Raw genomic sequence first — 17,595 nt, 5'->3', positions numbered from 1 at the left:
ATTGTATTACTTACTACTATTCTCCCTCTTCATCATCGGTGATTATTTCATTACCAAATTCATCAATATCACGGCGGTCTTTTTTAGTTGGTCTTCCGGTTCCGTTTTTTCGGTAATGCTCTTTTGATAATTTCAAAAGTTCAAGATGTTGGTAAACTTCGGCGGGTGTATCGTTTCGGCGGTACATGTCTACTAATTTTGCACCTACGCGGTTTTCGGGCACGTCAAGCACCGTAATAATTTGCGTGATTTGATCTTTTCTAAAGGTGATTTTATCAGTAGGGAAAACTTCCTTTGAGGGTTTGGCTACTTGTCCGTTAACGGTTACGTGATTCTTTTTACAGGCTTCGGTAACCATGTTTCTGGTTTTATAATACCGGACACACCATAAATATTTATCTATTCTCATAAAATTTCTAAAATCGGAGTTAAATAGTTTACAAAAATCAATCAATATTGTATCTTGCGCACTTAAAAATTAGCAATAATGAACAAATTTAAGTATTATTTTTTTCTATTAATTACAACTGTGTCTTTATTTTCTTGTTCCAAAGACGAAGTTGCCCCTATTACCCCGCCAAGAGAATATGCGGTTCAGTATGCTACTGATATTGCGGATATTGAAGAGTATTTAAAAACATATTATATAGAGGATACAAACCCTGATGTGGTTACCAAAATCTCAAAAATTCCTACTGGAGGCAATCAGCCATCTATTTGGTCTTATTTGAACAGTTCCACTTTCCCAAAATTACTAAGCAGAGACGTACTTAGAAATGGTGTAACTTATAAGTTGTATTATGTTGTTTTAAGAGCAGGAACTGGGGTTTCACCTACCAATACTGATGGTGTTTTAACTGCCTACAGAGGAGAATATTTATCTCGAACTAAAGTAGCTGAGGTAAATACACTTGGGGCGACTTTCTTTGAGGAATCAAATAATCCACAAACTTTCTTTAACTTATCATCGACAATTGCGGGTTGGGGACAGTCGTTTCCAGAGTTTAAAACTGGAACTTATACGTCAAATCCTGACGGTACTGTTTCATACAGTGATTTTGGAGCTGGAATTCTTTTTATTCCTTCAGGTTTAGGTTACTATGCACAAGGACAAAATAGTATTCCTGCTTATGCCCCGTTAGTGTTTAGTATCAAATTGTATGAAATTAATAGAATAGATTCTGATAACGACGGGATTGCTGATTATCTTGAGGATTTAGATGGTAATAGATATATGACTAATTATAGCAATACTACAACGTATCCAACGCCACCTGCAGATGCTATTCGTTATGCAGATGATACGGATAAGGATGGTATACCTAATTTTCAAGACACAGATGACGATGCTGATGGAATAAGCACACGAACTGAAATTACAGTTAATGGAAAGCTAATTCCATTTGCAGACATACCAAGCTGTGATGGTAATACAACCAATCCAGCAAGAATAAAAAGACATTTAGTTAAATGTAACTAGAAAATAAAAGACATAAAAAAAAAACCAGACCGCCGCGGCGGTCTGGTTTTTTTATTGAATTTACTGAAAAGATTATTTTCTTTTCATTACTCTTTCTACTGCTTCCACAATAGCAAGGTCGTTCAGTTTGTATTTCTCCATTAATTGTTCTGGAGTTCCTGATTCACCAAAACTGTCATTTACCGCAACAAATTCTTGTGGAGCAGGACTGTTTAAGGCCAACACTCTTGAAACGCTTTCGCCAAGACCACCTAAAATGTTATGCTCTTCAGCGGTAACAATACATTTGGTTTTTGCCAATGATTTCAAAATCGCTTCTTCATCTAATGGTTTGATCGTGTGGATATTGATTACTTCAGCAGAGATTCCTTGTTGTTCTAAGGTTTCAGCAGCTTGTAAAGCTTCCCAAACTAAATGTCCGGTAGCTATAATTGTAACATCAGATCCCTCCGTTAAAACAATGGCTTTCCCAATTTCGAACGGTTCGTCAGCTGGCATAAAGTTAGGCACAACTGGACGGCCAAAACGCAAATATGCAGGTCCGTTATGATCTGCTAAAGCTAAAGTAGCCGCTTTGGTTTGGTTGTAATCACAAGTGTTAATTACAGTCATTCCTGGAAGCATTTTCATTAATCCGATATCTTCAAGGATTTGGTGTGTTGCACCGTCTTCTCCTAAAGTTAATCCAGCGTGTGAGGCACAAATTTTTACATTTTTCTCAGAGTACGCTACCGATTGACGAATTTGATCGTACACTCTTCCTGTAGAAAAGTTAGCAAAAGTTCCAGTAAAAGGGATTTTTCCTCCTATAGTTAACCCTGCCGCAATACCGATCATGTTCGCTTCCGCAATTCCAATTTGGAAAAAACGCTCTGGATGGTTTTTCTTAAAATCGTCAAATTTTAGAGAACCTATTAAATCGGCACAAAGTGCTACCACATTTTCGTTTTTTTGACCTAGTTCAGTCATTCCCGCTCCAAAACCTGAGCGCGTATCTTTACTTCCTGTGTTTGTATATTTTTTCATTTTCTTTAATTGAATGATTTAAAAATTGAATGATTAGGCAAAACCCTAAATTCATAATTAATATCTCATAATTCTTTAATAATCGCTTTCTGCTTCTGTATAGTTTTGCCCCAAAGCAATTTCTAGTTGCGTATCATTTGGCGCTTTTCCATGCCATGCATGGCTGTACATCATGAAATCTACACCGTTACCCATTTCTGTGTGCAACAATACGCAAACTGGTTTTCCTTTTCCAGTTCTTGATTTGGCATCGTTCATACCAGCAATAATAGCTTCGATATCGTTTCCTTTTTCGATTTCTAAAACATCCCAGTCAAAAGCTTCAAATTTAGCACGGATACTTCCCATAGCTAAAACTTCGTCAGTTGAACCATCAATTTGTTTTCCGTTTAAATCGATCGTTGCGATAAGATTGTCCACTTTTTTGGCAGACGCGTACATGATGGCTTCCCAGTTTTGACCTTCTTGTAATTCACCATCACCGTGAAGTGTGTAGATGATTTTATTGTCTCCATTTAATTTTTTAGCTTGAGCAGCACCAATCCCTACAGATAATCCTTGTCCAAGAGAACCAGATGCAATACGAACACCAGGAAGATGGTCGTGTGTAGTTGGGTGACCTTGCAATCTGGAGTTGATCAAACGGAAAGTTGCTAGTTCATCAACTGGAAAATAACCGCTTCGTGCCAAAACACTGTACAATACAGGTGAAATATGACCATTTGAAAGAAAGAAAAGATCTTCACCTATTCCGTCCATTTCAAAACCTTCTTTGCGATCCATTATATTTTGATACAATACGACAAGAAATTCAGCACAACCTAACGAACCACCTGGGTGTCCTGAGTTGACTGCGTGTACCATTCGAAGAATATCTCTTCTAACTTGGATTGTTAAATCCTTTAATTGTTGTGTGTTTGGTTTCATTTGTGTGTTAAATTAGACTCGGCAAATATAATCAGATAATTTGATTAATATCAGGTTCCATTTTTAGATTTATCATTAGTTATGAAGGGTAGTGCTGTTTTATTGACAAGATTTTTTTAGTATTATTTCGGTATTTACTATCTTGCCACTATGTTTGACCAATTGTTTAAGAGCTTTCAAGAAAAAGTGACGCTAACTCCAGCTGAAATGGAGTTGTGTAAAACGTTTTTTATTCCAAAAAAGTTACGCAAAAAACAAGTTTTGTTGCAAGAAGGAGACGTGTGTATCTACAATGCTTTTGTTGAAAAAGGAATTCTTCGTTCTTATTTTTTGGATGAAAAAGGAAACGAACATACGGTTCAATTTGCAATCGAAGGGTGGTGGATTACAGATTTGTCTAGTTTTCTCACCAACAGTCATTCCATATATACCATTGAAGCCCTTGAGGATTCGGAGCTACTGTTGTTAACCACGGAGGCCAGAGAAGCCTTGATGAATCAAATCCCCATGTTTGAGCGGTACCAACGCTTACTTTTGCAAAACGCCTACATTGCCAATCAAGCCAGAATCAATTCTACACTCACTGAAACTGCCGAAGAAAAATATATTAAATTAGGTAAAGCCTATCCCGGAATTGTACAACGTGTACCCCAACACATGCTGGCTTCGTACCTCGGATTTGCCGCTGAAACCCTTAGTAGAATTCGAAAACAATTGCGCGAAAAGGAATAAATAATTGATCTACATCAATAGAATTTCTTGCGCTACATCAAGGAATACTGCTTTCATACTGCCGTAAATTTGTACTGTAGAAAAAAAACAATGTCACCAAGAAAAATAGTTGCAGTATTAGGCGTATCAGAAACCCATAGTGTTTTTATGGCCAAGCAAATTGCCAAAACAAATGCTGTTTTGCTGTTTGACCATAATGCTGCGGTGTTGAATAGCGTTTTTTCTGAAATTCAGACAGCACATCCCAATGCAAATGTAGAAATGATGATTTGTCCCACTAACGCCAGTTGGGAGGCTGATGTAATTGTACTTTCAAATGATGCGGTTATTGATGGTAATGGTATCAATAAAATCAAAAATGTAGCTACTGGAAAGTTGGTCCTTTTTTTTGAAAACGCTTTTAGTACTGATGTTGAAAGCTATTCTTATGAGAGAGTTCAAGCTTTGTTCCCATTTTCGAAAGTTGTGCATGTTTGCGAATCAAAAGCTAATCCAAGCGATTCTTTTGACATAAGCGGAAACAATCAGGAAGCCGTGCAGACTGTTTTGAAGCTACTCACAAGCATTGGATTGAAAGCCAGTGCAAAAAAAAATTAAACTAAATAAAAAAATCAAATGAGTAAATCAATTTTATTTCAGCCCTACACTTTAGGAAACAGTACTTTAAAAAACCGAATGGTTATGGCTCCTATGACCCGAAGCCGTTCTAATAACGAAGGAAACGTTCCTACAACACTTACGGCAGAATATTATGCACAAAGAGCAACCGCAGGTTTAATTGTATCTGAGGGAACCTTTGTGAGTACAAAAGCAGTGGGTTTTATCAATGTACCTGGAATTTACAGTGAAGCACAAACCGAAGGGTGGAAGCTGGTTACAAAAGCCGTACACGAAAAAGGAGGGACGATATTTGCACAATTGTGGCATACGGGTCGATTGTCGCATCCTGATTTACATAATGGTGAATTGCCTCACGCTCCGTCAGCGTTGAATCCTTTCGCGAAAGCGTACACCAATGATGGTTTTGTAGATACGGTTGTGCCAAAAGAAATGACAATTGAAGATATCAAACAAACAGTTTTAGATTTTAAAAACGGAGCAAAAAATGCTATCGCTGCAGGATTTGATGGCGTTGAATTACATGCTGCTAACGGGTATTTATTGCAACAGTTTTTTAATGGCTATTCCAACCATCGTACGGATGAATACGGAGGTTCTATTGAAAATAAATCCCGAATCCTATTTGAGATTTTAGATGCTTTGAAAGAAGTTATTGATTTCTCAAAAGTAGGAGTGCGTTTGAATCCTTCATTACACAATGCCCAAGGAATGATGCTTGACGAAGAAACAATTCCAACCTACGAATACATTATTAACAAACTGAATGATTACGGATTAGCGTACATTCATTTAACGGAGCCTTTTACAGATGTATCTGAAGTACCTTTTGCAGTAACTGAAGTAGCGAAGCATTTTAGACCTTTTTACAAAGGAACTTTGATTATTAATAAAGGTTTCAATAAGGAAACAGGTATTAAAGTGCTTGAAGATGGAGATGCTGATTTGGTAGCTTATGGTGTTCCTTTTATTGCCAATCCTGATTTGGTAGCGCGTTATGAAACGGATGCTCCTTTGAACACTCCAGACCAAAGTACATTTTACACCGATACAGTAAAAGGATATACCGATTATCCAGCTTTGAAGGACTAAGTCCTTTTATACTTCAAAAATTTGATTGAGACGATTCAATATAGTACAAGAAAGCCCGCAAGTAGCGGGCTTTTGCATTGTATAATTTTATAGAAGGTAATGATCTTCTTAGTAATTACTCAGCTTGTGCTTGTAAAAAATTTACATCCAGCCAAGAACCGCCGTTATAACATTCGATTCCGTGCGCAGTCAGTAATACCTGTGCTTGACCGCTTCTATTACCAGAAGCACAAAATAGTACTAATGGAGTTGTGAGTTCTTGAATTTCCTGCATTCTGTGTGGTATTTCTTGGAGCGGAATATTTAAAGATCCTGCAACATGACCTCCAGTAAATTCTGCGTAAGAGCGCACATCAATTAGGGTTCCTCTTTTTTCTTTTATAATTTGAGCTATTTCCATTGGGATTATTTTTGTTTCGAATCTAGATTTTATTGATACAAAAATAAAGCTTTATGGGTAACACTTTATGCAGAAAGAAAAGTAGCGTTTGAAATTTCTAAATACTACTAAAGATATAATTCCTGCTTCTTACAATTAGTTGCCACGATATGTGGAATAACCAAAGCTAGAAAGTGTGATAGGAACGTGATAATGGTTTGCATCTTTGATTTGGAATACTACTTCAATAAAAGGATAAAAACTTGCTGTTTTTTTAGTTTTAAAATAATCGTCAACTAAAAAACGAAGTTTATAGATTCCGTTGTTGCTTTCTTTGTTCGGTAAGAAATCGGTAATACGTCCGTTTTTATCTGTAATTTTATCAGTGACATATGACCAAACTTTTGTAGGTTCATCGTATTTTTCTAATACCACAGGAACACCTACTGCGGGATTTCCTGTTGAAATATCTAAGATGTGACTAGATAGTTGATAGGTGTTATTTTGTGCGTAAGATGTAGTTGCTGCAACTAGAAATAGAAAACTAAAAAGTAAATTTTTCATTTTTTTTATTTTTATGTGAATTAATATGTAGTGATTTGAGCACTTGGTAGAGCCCCTGATTTAGCTATAAAATCGTCATTTTCTGGACTTCCTCCGCCGGCAATTCCTATGCTTCCTATGACTTGCCCATTGTGCCATAGCGGATAGCCGCCTGCCAATAATAACAGTTCAGGAAGTGTTGTTAGATTTTGTGTATCTGGGTTGGTTCTCGAGTTTCTAGAAAGGATTAATGTGGGTGTTTTAGTTGATAATGCCGTGTAGGCTTTTCGTCTTGCGGCTTCGGTATTGTGTGGCCCAACCTCTTCACCTCGGGTAATCATCAAGATTTGTCCAGAATGGTCAAGGATGGCAATAGTAACGTTCTTTTGTAATCCCGTAGCTGCTATTCTTGCATTTTCAGTAATAGCAACGGCCGCTTTAAGCGTTAACTGTGTAACTGTTTTAGTGAACTGTTGTTCCTGCTGAAAAGGCAGTTGGTTAATATTATGGTTAGTTTGTGATTTGATTTGTGCTGTTGCAAAGATTGGGATTAACAGCGCATATAAAAAAGCGGTTGTTTTCATAATTAATTTTTTGTCAAAATTAAAAATGAGAAGCGTTATAAAGATTGTCCTATGTCAACGTTTTTTAAAGTTTGGATTTAATGCGGCTCAAGGTTGATGGCGTAATCCCTAAATAGGAGGCAGCCATTTTATTGGATACTCGTAATAAAAATTGAGGTTGATTAGCAATAATCCATTGCACTTTTTCTAAAGCATTAAACCCTTGAAAGCCATATATTCGTTTTTGAGCAGTTATAAAACCTAACTCTAGAATTTCCCTATAAATCATTGCAAAAGCAGGGATGGTAGCTACTAATTGATAAAAATCAGTTCTAGAAATAACAAGTAAATCCGATTTCTCTATGGTTTGTAAGTACTCAAAAGTCGGTTTTTGATCAATAAAACTAGGCAATGCCGTTCCAAAACTTCCTTCGAAAGCAAAAAAACGAGAGGTTTCTATTCCTTCTTTATTGATGGTAAAAAGGCGAATGCATCCTTTGTTTACAAAATAATAGTGTTGGCAAATTTCGTCGTAGCGTACTAAAATTTCATTTCGTTTTGTTTTTAAAGCTGAAAAACGGGAACAAATGAAATCCAATTGTTCTTTTTCTATTGCAGCTCTGCTCTGGAAATACCGTATTAGTGAGTCGTACATCGTACAATAATTTGTTTTTTAATGAAGTAGTAAAGATACAAACAAATCCTGTTTTTGTAAAGTCTTGTTCGTAGCCGTGCTATAGAAATACATTTGAAGATATGGTATTTTGTTTGACAACTAATTAACGACTTTACGTACTAAAATTCATTTCCTATGACTATTTTTTTTGAAACTAAAAAGCTGTGCACCAATTTTTAGAGACCATAAGACTTTGTTAAATACAACTTTATTAAAAGTAGAAAGACTATCTTTATAAGAAGGATAATAATCAGTAGCATACAGCTGAAGTAGAAGGTGTTATAACTTAAACAGTAAAATCATGTCACAGAACAGTAAAAAGCAATTTGGAGTTTGGATGGATTCCCATCACGCTACCATTGTAGGAAGAGAAAATGTAGATTCCGGAGATTTTTTAGTACTAGGTCATGAAACCGTTGACGGACAAGGCTACAATACCAGCGAAAATGCCGCTAACAATGCCGAAAGAGATCAGCTGAGAAAACTTTTTAAAAGCATTACCGCTCACATGCAAAACGTAGATGAATTGCACGTAACAGGAACAGGAACTGCGCAGGAGCAATTCATAAATTATTTGAGTGAAATACCTCAATACAAGAATGTAGTAGCTACAGAATGTACTTCGAATAAAATGACGGATCAAAGTTTAGTTGATCATATAACAGCGCAATTTAATTAATTTAAAAGCTTTTAATTTGAAAATCATTTTGTTTATCAAAAGCTTCTTAAAAGCGGTTCGTATCTTTGATATTAACCGTTTTTTTTGGATTTTAAATCTACCAAAACTAAAAATGACTCTGAATTTAAAGCCCTATTTTAGAAACTTGATAATGGATACGATTTTTTTAAATAGTATATTCGTAAAAAAATACATGATGCGTTTGTTTAAAATCCCTACTGTTTTAATATCAGTTTTTCTGATAACGAGTTGTGCCTCCAAAAAGACTACTAACATTGTTTACCAATCAACTACGGTTGAAAATGCGAGCACAGCACCCAAGCTCAACATTTTTGTTCCTCGAAAAGTAAACAAAGCAGGCGCTAAAGTTTTGATTTTTGTGCATGGTGGAAATTGGAATAGCGGGCGTAAGGAAACTTATAATGTATTAGGTCGCAATTTTGCTCGAAGGGGAATTATCACCGTTATACCAGATTATACACTGAGTCCTGCGGTAAATTACGATGTTATGGCGCAGCAAATTGCAACTGTTATTGAATGGACTAAGAAAAATATTGGTCAATACAACGGCAATACAAACCAAATTTTTGTAACGGGACATTCAGCAGGCGGGCATCTTGGGGCATTGGCAGTGATGAATCCAAAATACGGAGTACAACCTACGAGTGTTGCTGGAATCATTTTAAACGATGCGGCTGGACTGGACATGAAAAACTATCTCGAAAAATATCCTCCTACTAATCAGGATGATTATTTGGCAACATGGACTTCCGATCCTGAGCAATGGAAAGCAGCTTCGCCAATTTACTATGTTAATGCACAAACCCCACCAGTTTTATTGTATGTTGGTACAAAAACATATCCCTCAATTATTGAGGGAAGCCAACGCTTTGAGAAAGCTATCAAAGCTTTTCAACCTGAAATGCAGACTATTCGTTTGAACAAAAAGCACGTTCCTATGGTGGTGCAATTTTTTAAACCTTGGAGTGCTAGATTTGAGGAAATGATCGGTTTTATGAACGAAAATTCAAAAGAGCGTTTATCAAAATAGTTTGATAAACGCTCTTCGTGGTATTGGTATGTCATTTTACATACTAATTTGCTTTTAGGACATCCATTTCTCGATTGTTTCAATTAATTTCTCTTTTGTAATGGGTTTAAGAATGTAATTTACAAATCCTAATCTCAAGAAATTTTTGTTTGCCTCCTTACATTGCATTTACGGTTTGTGCAATTACTTTGGATTTGGGTTTAGTGGCAAGTACCATTCTGGCGGCTAAAACTAACTAGTTGAGGTTTCTAGTCCGTTTTTGGCCTTAGTACTTTTAAAGGAATATCTTTAAGAATCACTTTCAAATACAGAGAATACAGATTTTAAATTGAATTTTTTCTTTAGATAAAAAATTCAATCAAAACTGAACTTACACACGTTACATTTATTAATTAAAACTATGAATATTGAAATGAAAAATGGAGTTTAATTTCAGGTGAATTCTATTCTAAGTTACTCCATTTGAATCTCTGTGATTCATCTTGCAAACTGAATACTTTTTTCGTATTTTTGCACTCCAATAAAAGGATTTATAAAATGTTAGATAGACTTCAAATAGTAAAACAACGTTTTGATGAGATTTCGGATTTGATCATTCAACCTGATGTAATATCAGATCAAAAACGTTATGTGCAATTGAATCAAGAGTACAAAAGCTTAAAAGCCCTTGCTGAGAAACGAGATGAATACGTTCTTATCATGGCAAACATAGAAGAAGCTAATGAAATTATAGCAGACAATAGTGATGCAGACATGACCGAAATGGCCAAAATGCAACTAGAGGAAGCTAAAGAACGTTTGCCACTACTTGAAGAGGAAATAAAATTCATGTTGATTCCTAAAGATCCAGAAGATGCAAAGAATGTTATGGTTGAAATTCGTGCCGGAACCGGTGGGGATGAGGCTAGTATTTTTGCAGGAGATTTATTTCGTATGTATACAAAATATTGCGAAAATCAAGGATGGCGCACTTCAGTAGTAGATATGAATGAAGGAACATCTGGTGGTTTTAAAGAGGTGATTTTTGAAGTTACAGGAGAAGATGTTTATGGGACATTAAAATTTGAAGCAGGTGTTCACCGAGTGCAAAGGGTACCACAAACGGAAACTCAAGGACGTGTACATACCTCTGCTGCTACAGTAATGGTTTTGCCAGAAGCTGAAGAATTTGATGTGCAAATTGATATGAACGATGTACGCGTTGATTTCTTTTGTTCCTCAGGACCTGGTGGACAATCTGTAAATACAACAAAATCTGCAGTGCGATTAACGCATATCCCTACAGGATTAGTAGCGCAATGTCAAGACCAAAAATCACAACATAAGAATAAAGATAAAGCTTTTGGCGTATTAAGATCTCGTTTATACGAACAAGAACTAGCTAAAAAGCAAGCTGAAGATGCTACAAAGCGAACTTCGCAAGTAAGCTCTGGTGACCGTTCGGCTAAGATCCGTACCTATAACTATGCCCAAGGGCGTGTTACAGATCACCGTGTTGGATTAACACTTTATGATCTTGGTAATATCATGAATGGCGACATTCAAAAAATTGTTGACGAACTTGCATTAGTTAACAATATGGAGAAATTAAAAGAAGCTAGCGAGGTTTTTTAAAATTAAATCTATAAATCCAAAAAAGACCTTACTAATAGCTAGTAAGGTCTTTTTTTATAGGTGCTAAATTATATTTAAAAAGAGTTGACTTCAAAAACAGAATTTTAGAATTAATAGAAAAACTAGTAAACTCAAATAAATTGCGTTTAAGTACATCAATGTAGTTTTACCTTTCTAGTCTAGGTAATGATTAATATCTGGGTCAGCATAACCTTTAAAAACTGCTTTTCTATAAATTTCAAACTTATCCGTAGCCGAATCTATCTTGCCTTCAAATTCAGATGCGCCTTCGGAACTATCTATTCTCAGATTCAATGTATTTAATTTTTTCTCAAAATCTTTTTCAATAGTTTTCCAATTTTTTTGAGCTTCTTCCTTTTTATATTCCGTTACCGAATCAACAAAATGGATATAATCATTCGTCGCAATTTCAATTCTTTTTTCACTTTTAGTCTGACACGAAAAACTCATTATTAATACAAGTAACAAGTAGAAGTGTTTCTTTAAATTTTTCATTGGGGGTATTATTAAATCTTATCTTTGAGTTGCATTTTTAGGTAAATTCTGGGGTTGTTTATTGTAGAGACGTAATGTTGTTTTGTAAAATGTAATTTTTTAGCTATAATTGTTATCTCCATACTATAAACGACAAAATCACACTGCTTTTCAACAGTGTGACGCGTTCCGATTATTAAAATTATTTGACTCTGTTTATATCGACTAAGTGGTCAAAATTTGGCTTTTCGTCAGTATTATTTTGTGTCAATACACTCAATATATTTTGAGTTTCAGATTTTAGGGTATCCATAGTTTGGGATATTTTTTCTCCCAATTGGCTAGAAGAATCCGTGATCAAATTTTTCAGATCACTTCCGTTATCTGCTATTTTTTTTCTGGTTTCGCTTCCTTTTGCAGGGGCAAATAAGATACCTATTACTGTTCCAACTGCTAATCCAGCTAGTATTCCTAATGCTACGTCACTATTTTTCATGATGGTGTTTTTATAATTTATATTATCCTTTAATTACTTTTAATAGTATTGCGATCACGGCAATAATCAATAAAAAATGAATCATACTGCCCATATTGTATACAAAAAAACCTAAAGCCCATAGTACCACAAAAAGTACAGCTGCTATATATAAGATGTTTTTCATAATGATCAGTTGAAATTAAAATTTTATTGCTGCATAAATGCTCAATACACTGTTTTTAGAGTCAGGGAAGTTGTATGTTACCCCTCCAGAGGTGCGTTCTTTACCCACGGTACTTAAACCGTAATTGTATCTGGCGCCAATGCCAAAATTGTCAAAATCAAATCCTATACCAGCGGCCAACCCATAATCAAACGTGTTTAGATCTTCTTTATTAATATCTTGTTCAAAGTTGAAAGTATTGTTTGCAGTTTCATTCGTAATTTTTGAGTCCACTAAAAAAGCGGCATATGGTCCAAAATGTACATTGAAATTTTTAGTCAAATTTGCCTTTATCAAAACTGGAATTTCAATGTAATTCAATCTAAACTTCCCCGTTCCAGAGGCAAAAAAAGTATCGTACTGTAGCTCAGCACCTTTTGTAGTGTAATTTATTTCTGGTTGAATAGCCAAACTAGAGCTTATAGGTAATTGAGCAAATAAACCGATATTAAATCCAGTTAAAAGATTGTTGTCATCTACATCCTCAGTGTATAAGTTAGACATATTCAAACCTCCTTTTATTCCTATCGATGCATTATTTTCTTGTGCTTGCAAAGTACTTGTAGCTCCCATTGCAAATACTACTAATGTGAAAATTTTATTTAATTTTTTCATTGTCACTGATTTTTAAAGTTATTTTTCGTTTACAAAGATGCGAAGACCTTTCACAAACTATGTTATATTACTTTTCGGAATTGTTACAGAATTTTTATGTTGAGAGCTTTGAATAGTATAATTCTATAAATAGAAAGGTTACACTGTTGTTGAAATAGCCTTTTTAAAAAAATAAATAACAAAGATTTTTAGGCATAAAAAAAGGTCGTTCTTAAAAAAAAACGACCTTTTATTCAGTTTTCAAATGTATTTATGACACGACAGGAAAGTAAACTGTAAACCTAGCTCCTTCATTTACAATTGCATTTGCGATAATAAAGCCGCGATGATTTTCAACAATTTTTTTACAAATGGCTAAGCCAATACCAGTTCCTGAATATTCATTTTTATTATGTAATCTATTGAAGAGAATAAAAATTTTACTTGCATATTCTTGATCAAAACCTATCCCGTTGTCTTGAAATACTATTTTATAATACAAATTAGAACCTATAATAGTATCAGGAATATTTTCTTCATTCTCAGCAGTGCAAGTAGTAGCGGTAATTTTTATTTCAACTGCACTATTTTCTTTGCTGTATTTCAGAGAATTGCTAATGAGATTGGTAAATAATTGTTGTATTTGAAAAGGTATTGCATCAAATGTAGGCAATACATCACTAGTTATAAGTGCTTTTTTATCCTCTATAGTTGGTGCCAATTCTTGTAAAACATTAGAAAGAACAATGTTTAAATCTGTTTTTTCAAATATTTTTTCACCCTTATTGGTTCTAGAAAACTGTAATAAATCATCTATAAGAACGCGCATTCTTTTTGCAGAAGATTGTATACTAGATACATATTGCTGCCCAGATTGGGATAAATTTGAATAATCTTTAGTCACTAATCGGGATAAAAAAGTTTCTATTTTTCGTAATGGTTCTTGTAAATCATGACTTGCAATATAATTAAAAGCCATAAGTTCTTTATTGCTGCTTTCTAAGTCTCTATTCCGAAGCTCTATCATTTGTTTGGCTTCTACTTCGGCAGTAACATCACTGGTTGTACCTATGTATGTACGCTCACCCGATGATACGGTAACAACTCTACCTAATGCTCTAAAATATCTTATTTCACCATCTTTGCGAATGATTCTATAGGTAAATGGAGCTAGATTAACTTCAGATTGGATATTAATAGAATTCTCCCGAACATAGTTTACATCATCAGGATGAACAAATTTATAAAAAGACTCACTACTTGCAATAAATGATTGCGGTTCACAACCTAATAAACGGTATTCATTGTCAGAAAAAGTAAAAGTTTGTTTGTCAAGATTGTATTGCCAACTACCAAAACCCCCTACAATTTCAGCTAAATTGCTAGCTTCATTAGCAACGGTTAAAGTATTGATAGTTTTTTTTAACAAGACTAAATCTCTATTCATTTTTATAAAAGCTATTGTAATGAGTAATAGTGTTACAATAAGCGTTAAATAAATTAACAATGGCGTATAATTCATGGTCGAAATATACTCTTGCTGTCTGTAGTTTAATAAAACCTTTTCAGTAATCATCATTTCCTCTATCTGAGAGCGAATAGAATCCATAGTTTTTCTACCAATGACTAAATTTTTAGCTAGTTCATTTTTGTCATAATTTTTATCTTCTGTCAAATAAATCGATTTGGATAAATAATTCTGCCTTTTGTTGATGTAGAAAAGTAGTTTCTTTAAGTTGGCTTGTTGGGCTCTACTATTTTCAGTGAGTTTAGAAACTTTATTGAAGGATTTCTTGACAGCGTTTTTAGATTCTAAATAAGGCTTTAAAAAACTTTCATCTCTCGTCAATAAATACCCTCTTTGTCCTGTTTCAGCATCTTTTACAAATGAAATTAAGCGTTCCAGTTCGGTATTAACATCGTGGCTTTTACTCACAAAGTCAGACGATTTTTTTAAAACCGTTATGTGTTTAAAAGTAACTCCACCGATAAAAAATATTATTGCAATTGAAATAATAAAAATTATTTTGAGAAAAAGAGGTGATTTATGTAATTGAATATACCTCATATTACATTCTCATTAAAAAATTATCTTTATTTAAACCTGAGGTATGATACTGCCAGTTAAGAGTGACAACCTCCGAAAGGATTTTTTTTAGTCTCTCAAAATCATTTGGTTTTTTAATATAAATGTTAGCGCCATTGATAAAGGTAAGCTCAATATCCTCCTCAGATGATGAAGTAGAATAAATAGCAACAGCGATATCATTGAATTTTTCATCCTTTTTTATTTCTAGTAAACACTCTTGGCCATTTTTTTTGGGCATGTTCAAATCTAGAAACAAAACATTAGGTAAAATAGAATCGGGATGGTGTAAAAAATCCATTAACTCTACACCGTCATTAAAGGTGCTTACTTTAGTGTTTATTTTTAATTCATCAAACGCATCAGTAAAAAACAATCTATCGTCTTCATCATCATCCGCAAGGCAAATATTTATAAAATCGGTGTTCATATTTATACTTTTTTAATTGTTTTTTTGGGCTACTTCTCTTCTTTTTTGAATGATTTTTTGAAATGCCGATGGCGTCATTCCTGTTGTGTTTTTGAATTGTGTGCTTAAATGTGCCACACTGGAATAATTTAATTGAATCGAAATTTCGGTTAAGTTAAGTGCGGTTTTTATCATCAGGTTCTTTGCTAATTCTATTTTTTGAATAATAATAAAATTCTCAATAGAGGTATAGGTTACTTCTGAAAAAACATTCGATAAATAGGTGTAATTCAAATTTAATTTTTCAGCAATATATACCGAGCTTTTTATATTCAAAGCCTTATCCGTATGAACCATCTCTACAATAGCATCTTTTATTTTTTGTACCAGTACACTTTTTTGATTTTCAACAATATCAATACCGTATTCATTAAAAATGGCGGTAAGCTCTTCCATTTTTGCCAAAGGTACTTTTTCTAAAAAATTAAATTCACCAAAACCTATGATATTGAACTTGTAACCCAAATCAGTTAGTTTTTCTTGGATGATTTTTTTTGTTAATTGTGCGTAATCAAACTTCAAATGTATTTTCATAAACTGTCAATTTAAAGTAAAGATATAAAAAGGAACATTTGTTTTTTTAATACACGGTTTTCAAGATGTTTTTTTAGGTTTTTTTTTAGATCAAATAATATTTATTAATAACATTTTTTCTTAGCTAATGGTATGGTTTTTAAAATATTGGTATGGATGGTAACGACATCTTTATTATTTTAAGTCCATTCTTTTAGATTGAACAATCGTTAATTTTATTTTTTATTTTGTAGGAAATTATTTTATTTAACACAAAGAAATGAAGCAATTATATATTTTTTTCAAAATTAAATTTACCCTTTTATCTCGCAAAACATCTAGTTGTAAAAGAGTAAATTGAGTTTTGTTAACGCTTATTACTTTTGACTTTCCTCTCCATGATTAATTTATAGATTCATCAGTTAAAGATTAAAATTTAATTTTTATTCGAGGGTATGACATTAATTAATATGGATGTTTGTAATTTTGCCACACAACTACTATAATATGACAACACAGCAATTAATCGATCAAATTAGAATTAAAAAATCATTCCTTTGCGTAGGGCTTGATGTAGATTTAGATAAAATTCCAAAACATTTACTTACTCTTGAAGATCCTATTTTTGAGTTCAATAAAGCTATTATTGATGCAACTTATGATTTAGTAGTGTCTTACAAGCCAAATACAGCTTTTTATGAGGCTTATGGTTTAAAGGGTTGGACTTCATTACAAAAAACGATTGACTACATCAATGAAAAATACCCGGATATTTTTACAATTGCCGATGCAAAACGTGGCGATATAGGAAATACATCTTCTATGTATGCTAAGGCCTTCTTTGAAGACTTAAAATTTGATAGTGTAACTGTTGCTCCGTATATGGGTAAAGATTCTGTTGAGCCTTTTCTAGCTTTTGAGAATAAGCATACTATAATGTTAGCACTTACATCAAATGAGGGTGCGTTTGATTTTCAAACGCTACAAACAAACCAGCAAGAATTGTACAAGCAGGTACTGGAAACTTCAAAAACTTGGAAAAATAGTTCTAATTTAATGTATGTGGTAGGCGCTACTAAAGCCGAATACTTTACTGAAGTTAGAAAGATTGTGCCGTATAGTTTTTTGCTCGTGCCTGGAGTTGGTGCGCAGGGTGGAAGCTTATCAGAGGTTTGTAAATACGGAATGAATGACTCCATTGGACTACTCATTAACTCTTCTCGAGGGATTATTTATGCTTCAAACGGAACTGATTTTGCCCTAAAAGCACGCGAAGAAGCTTTAAAAATGCAACAAGAGATGAATGCAATTCTTGATTTAAAGTAGTTAAGGATTGCGTTTGCTTGCTTTTATTCTA

At 34.0% G+C, this 17,595-nt stretch carries 22 protein-coding genes; 8 read left to right on the top strand and 14 right to left on the bottom strand.

Going from position 1 to position 17,595, the window contains the following annotated elements; all coding sequences use genetic code 11:
- Nucleotides 1-16: 16 nt before the first annotated feature.
- Complete coding sequence (locus IQ05_RS11035; protein WP_144892922.1) at nucleotides 17-409, bottom strand: RNA-binding S4 domain-containing protein; 393 nt, start codon at nucleotides 407-409, stop codon at nucleotides 17-19.
- A gap of 78 nt (nucleotides 410-487) precedes the next feature.
- Between IQ05_RS11035 and IQ05_RS11030 the strand changes: the two genes are divergently transcribed.
- The gene (locus IQ05_RS11030; protein ID WP_144892920.1) at nucleotides 488-1,480 is read left to right on the top strand and encodes an FKBP-type peptidyl-prolyl cis-trans isomerase; all 993 of its coding nucleotides are present in this window, start codon (nucleotides 488-490) and stop codon (nucleotides 1,478-1,480) included.
- 72 nt (nucleotides 1,481-1,552) lie between these two features.
- Here IQ05_RS11030 and IQ05_RS11025 read toward each other — a convergent pair whose 3' ends face one another.
- Both IQ05_RS11025 and IQ05_RS11020 read right to left on the bottom strand, forming a co-directional pair.
- A complete protein-coding gene (locus tag IQ05_RS11025; RefSeq protein ID WP_144892918.1) occupies nucleotides 1,553-2,506 on the bottom strand; it encodes a transketolase family protein in 954 nt (317 codons plus the stop codon).
- A 75-nt stretch (nucleotides 2,507-2,581) separates the two neighbouring features.
- The gene (locus tag IQ05_RS11020; protein ID WP_144892917.1) at nucleotides 2,582-3,433 is read right to left on the bottom strand and encodes a transketolase; all 852 of its coding nucleotides are present in this window, start codon (nucleotides 3,431-3,433) and stop codon (nucleotides 2,582-2,584) included.
- Nucleotides 3,434-3,583: 150 nt separating this feature from the next.
- Here IQ05_RS11020 and IQ05_RS11015 point away from each other — a divergent pair, with 150 nt between their 5' ends.
- The 3 genes from IQ05_RS11015 (at nucleotide 3,584) to IQ05_RS11005 (ending at nucleotide 5,875) form a co-directional block, all read left to right on the top strand.
- Nucleotides 3,584-4,165, top strand: coding sequence for a Crp/Fnr family transcriptional regulator (locus tag IQ05_RS11015; RefSeq protein WP_144892915.1), 582 nt, complete (start codon nucleotides 3,584-3,586; stop codon nucleotides 4,163-4,165).
- 90 nt (nucleotides 4,166-4,255) lie between these two features.
- Nucleotides 4,256-4,762, top strand: a complete 507-nt coding sequence (locus tag IQ05_RS11010) for a hypothetical protein (RefSeq protein ID WP_144892913.1) — start codon at nucleotides 4,256-4,258, stop codon at nucleotides 4,760-4,762.
- Nucleotides 4,763-4,780: 18 nt separating this feature from the next.
- Nucleotides 4,781-5,875: an alkene reductase gene (locus tag IQ05_RS11005; protein WP_144892911.1), complete on the top strand. Its 1,095-nt coding sequence runs from the start codon at nucleotides 4,781-4,783 to the stop codon at nucleotides 5,873-5,875.
- A gap of 115 nt (nucleotides 5,876-5,990) precedes the next feature.
- Here the strand turns inward: IQ05_RS11005 and IQ05_RS11000 are convergent, their stop codons facing one another.
- The 4 genes from IQ05_RS11000 to IQ05_RS10985 form a co-directional block, all read right to left on the bottom strand.
- Nucleotides 5,991-6,275 carry a rhodanese-like domain-containing protein gene (locus IQ05_RS11000; RefSeq protein ID WP_144892909.1) on the bottom strand — a complete coding sequence of 95 codons (285 nt, stop codon included), beginning with the start codon at nucleotides 6,273-6,275 and terminating at the stop codon, nucleotides 5,991-5,993.
- Nucleotides 6,276-6,410: 135 nt separating this feature from the next.
- On the bottom strand, nucleotides 6,411-6,818 hold the full coding sequence (uraH, locus tag IQ05_RS10995) for a hydroxyisourate hydrolase (RefSeq protein WP_144892907.1): 408 nt from the start codon (nucleotides 6,816-6,818) through the stop codon (nucleotides 6,411-6,413).
- A gap of 20 nt (nucleotides 6,819-6,838) precedes the next feature.
- Nucleotides 6,839-7,381 carry a GlcG/HbpS family heme-binding protein gene (locus tag IQ05_RS10990; RefSeq protein WP_144892906.1) on the bottom strand — a complete coding sequence of 181 codons (543 nt, stop codon included), beginning with the start codon at nucleotides 7,379-7,381 and terminating at the stop codon, nucleotides 6,839-6,841.
- A 64-nt stretch (nucleotides 7,382-7,445) separates the two neighbouring features.
- Nucleotides 7,446-8,015: a Crp/Fnr family transcriptional regulator gene (locus tag IQ05_RS10985; RefSeq protein ID WP_144892904.1), complete on the bottom strand. Its 570-nt coding sequence runs from the start codon at nucleotides 8,013-8,015 to the stop codon at nucleotides 7,446-7,448.
- 322 nt (nucleotides 8,016-8,337) lie between these two features.
- Here IQ05_RS10985 and IQ05_RS10980 point away from each other — a divergent pair, with 322 nt between their 5' ends.
- From IQ05_RS10980 to prfA, 3 genes are all read left to right on the top strand, one after another.
- The gene (locus IQ05_RS10980; protein WP_144892902.1) at nucleotides 8,338-8,715 is read left to right on the top strand and encodes a hypothetical protein; all 378 of its coding nucleotides are present in this window, start codon (nucleotides 8,338-8,340) and stop codon (nucleotides 8,713-8,715) included.
- Between the two features lie 151 nt (nucleotides 8,716-8,866).
- Nucleotides 8,867-9,766, top strand: a complete 900-nt coding sequence (locus IQ05_RS10975; RefSeq protein ID WP_244289561.1) for an alpha/beta hydrolase — start codon at nucleotides 8,867-8,869, stop codon at nucleotides 9,764-9,766.
- Nucleotides 9,767-10,303: 537 nt separating this feature from the next.
- A complete protein-coding gene (gene prfA / locus IQ05_RS10970; RefSeq protein ID WP_144892900.1) occupies nucleotides 10,304-11,380 on the top strand; it encodes a peptide chain release factor 1 in 1,077 nt (358 codons plus the stop codon).
- A 174-nt stretch (nucleotides 11,381-11,554) separates the two neighbouring features.
- Here prfA and IQ05_RS10965 read toward each other — a convergent pair whose 3' ends face one another.
- From IQ05_RS10965 to IQ05_RS10935, 7 genes are all read right to left on the bottom strand, one after another.
- A complete protein-coding gene (locus IQ05_RS10965; protein ID WP_144892898.1) occupies nucleotides 11,555-11,896 on the bottom strand; it encodes a hypothetical protein in 342 nt (113 codons plus the stop codon).
- A gap of 181 nt (nucleotides 11,897-12,077) precedes the next feature.
- Entirely contained in the window at nucleotides 12,078-12,371 is a 294-nt protein-coding gene (locus tag IQ05_RS10960; RefSeq protein ID WP_144892896.1) for a YtxH domain-containing protein, read from the bottom strand.
- A gap of 22 nt (nucleotides 12,372-12,393) precedes the next feature.
- The gene (locus IQ05_RS10955; RefSeq protein ID WP_144892894.1) at nucleotides 12,394-12,537 is read right to left on the bottom strand and encodes a lmo0937 family membrane protein; all 144 of its coding nucleotides are present in this window, start codon (nucleotides 12,535-12,537) and stop codon (nucleotides 12,394-12,396) included.
- A gap of 15 nt (nucleotides 12,538-12,552) precedes the next feature.
- Nucleotides 12,553-13,191, bottom strand: a complete 639-nt coding sequence (locus tag IQ05_RS10950) for a porin family protein (RefSeq protein ID WP_144892892.1) — start codon at nucleotides 13,189-13,191, stop codon at nucleotides 12,553-12,555.
- A gap of 250 nt (nucleotides 13,192-13,441) precedes the next feature.
- Nucleotides 13,442-15,106, bottom strand: coding sequence for a sensor histidine kinase (locus tag IQ05_RS10945; protein ID WP_158634586.1), 1,665 nt, complete (start codon nucleotides 15,104-15,106; stop codon nucleotides 13,442-13,444).
- A 133-nt stretch (nucleotides 15,107-15,239) separates the two neighbouring features.
- Nucleotides 15,240-15,686 (bottom strand): response regulator, encoded by a 447-nt coding sequence (locus IQ05_RS10940; RefSeq protein ID WP_144892888.1) that lies wholly within the window; start codon nucleotides 15,684-15,686, stop codon nucleotides 15,240-15,242.
- Nucleotides 15,687-15,698: 12 nt separating this feature from the next.
- A complete protein-coding gene (locus IQ05_RS10935) occupies nucleotides 15,699-16,259 on the bottom strand; it encodes a helix-turn-helix domain-containing protein (protein WP_144892886.1) in 561 nt (186 codons plus the stop codon).
- Nucleotides 16,260-16,745: 486 nt separating this feature from the next.
- Between IQ05_RS10935 and pyrF the strand changes: the two genes are divergently transcribed.
- Nucleotides 16,746-17,564: an orotidine-5'-phosphate decarboxylase gene (gene pyrF / locus IQ05_RS10930; RefSeq protein WP_144892884.1), complete on the top strand. Its 819-nt coding sequence runs from the start codon at nucleotides 16,746-16,748 to the stop codon at nucleotides 17,562-17,564.
- Nucleotides 17,565-17,595 lie beyond the last annotated feature (31 nt).

The sequence above is a fragment of the Flavobacterium tiangeerense genome, assembly GCF_007830355.1.
Classification (GTDB): Bacteria; Bacteroidota; Bacteroidia; order Flavobacteriales; family Flavobacteriaceae; genus Flavobacterium; species Flavobacterium tiangeerense.
This window is presented reverse-complemented; position numbering and strand designations above follow the sequence as displayed.

What these genes read in the sequence shown, in the direction of transcription:
- uraH (WP_144892907.1), bottom strand. Translation starts at nt 6,818, where the DNA reads ATGAAAAATTTACTTTTTAGTTTTCTATTTCTAGTTGCAGCAACTACA.
- IQ05_RS10965 (WP_144892898.1), bottom strand. Translation starts at nt 11,896, where the DNA reads ATGAAAAATTTAAAGAAACACTTCTACTTGTTACTTGTATTAATAATG.
- IQ05_RS11035 (WP_144892922.1), bottom strand. Translation starts at nt 409, where the DNA reads ATGAGAATAGATAAATATTTATGGTGTGTCCGGTATTATAAAACCAGA.
- IQ05_RS10980 (WP_144892902.1), top strand. Translation starts at nt 8,338, where the DNA reads ATGTCACAGAACAGTAAAAAGCAATTTGGAGTTTGGATGGATTCCCAT.
- IQ05_RS10935 (WP_144892886.1), bottom strand. Translation starts at nt 16,259, where the DNA reads ATGAAAATACATTTGAAGTTTGATTACGCACAATTAACAAAAAAAATC.
- IQ05_RS11015 (WP_144892915.1), top strand. Translation starts at nt 3,584, where the DNA reads ATGTTTGACCAATTGTTTAAGAGCTTTCAAGAAAAAGTGACGCTAACT.
- IQ05_RS10990 (WP_144892906.1), bottom strand. Translation starts at nt 7,381, where the DNA reads ATGAAAACAACCGCTTTTTTATATGCGCTGTTAATCCCAATCTTTGCA.
- IQ05_RS11010 (WP_144892913.1), top strand. Translation starts at nt 4,256, where the DNA reads ATGTCACCAAGAAAAATAGTTGCAGTATTAGGCGTATCAGAAACCCAT.
- IQ05_RS11020 (WP_144892917.1), bottom strand. Translation starts at nt 3,433, where the DNA reads ATGAAACCAAACACACAACAATTAAAGGATTTAACAATCCAAGTTAGA.
- IQ05_RS10975 (WP_244289561.1), top strand. Translation starts at nt 8,867, where the DNA reads ATGGATACGATTTTTTTAAATAGTATATTCGTAAAAAAATACATGATG.
- IQ05_RS10985 (WP_144892904.1), bottom strand. Translation starts at nt 8,015, where the DNA reads ATGTACGACTCACTAATACGGTATTTCCAGAGCAGAGCTGCAATAGAA.
- prfA (WP_144892900.1), top strand. Translation starts at nt 10,304, where the DNA reads ATGTTAGATAGACTTCAAATAGTAAAACAACGTTTTGATGAGATTTCG.
- IQ05_RS11000 (WP_144892909.1), bottom strand. Translation starts at nt 6,275, where the DNA reads ATGGAAATAGCTCAAATTATAAAAGAAAAAAGAGGAACCCTAATTGAT.
- IQ05_RS10940 (WP_144892888.1), bottom strand. Translation starts at nt 15,686, where the DNA reads ATGAACACCGATTTTATAAATATTTGCCTTGCGGATGATGATGAAGAC.
- pyrF (WP_144892884.1), top strand. Translation starts at nt 16,746, where the DNA reads ATGACAACACAGCAATTAATCGATCAAATTAGAATTAAAAAATCATTC.
- IQ05_RS11030 (WP_144892920.1), top strand. Translation starts at nt 488, where the DNA reads ATGAACAAATTTAAGTATTATTTTTTTCTATTAATTACAACTGTGTCT.
- IQ05_RS11005 (WP_144892911.1), top strand. Translation starts at nt 4,781, where the DNA reads ATGAGTAAATCAATTTTATTTCAGCCCTACACTTTAGGAAACAGTACT.
- IQ05_RS10950 (WP_144892892.1), bottom strand. Translation starts at nt 13,191, where the DNA reads ATGAAAAAATTAAATAAAATTTTCACATTAGTAGTATTTGCAATGGGA.
- IQ05_RS10960 (WP_144892896.1), bottom strand. Translation starts at nt 12,371, where the DNA reads ATGAAAAATAGTGACGTAGCATTAGGAATACTAGCTGGATTAGCAGTT.
- IQ05_RS11025 (WP_144892918.1), bottom strand. Translation starts at nt 2,506, where the DNA reads ATGAAAAAATATACAAACACAGGAAGTAAAGATACGCGCTCAGGTTTT.
- IQ05_RS10955 (WP_144892894.1), bottom strand. Translation starts at nt 12,537, where the DNA reads ATGAAAAACATCTTATATATAGCAGCTGTACTTTTTGTGGTACTATGG.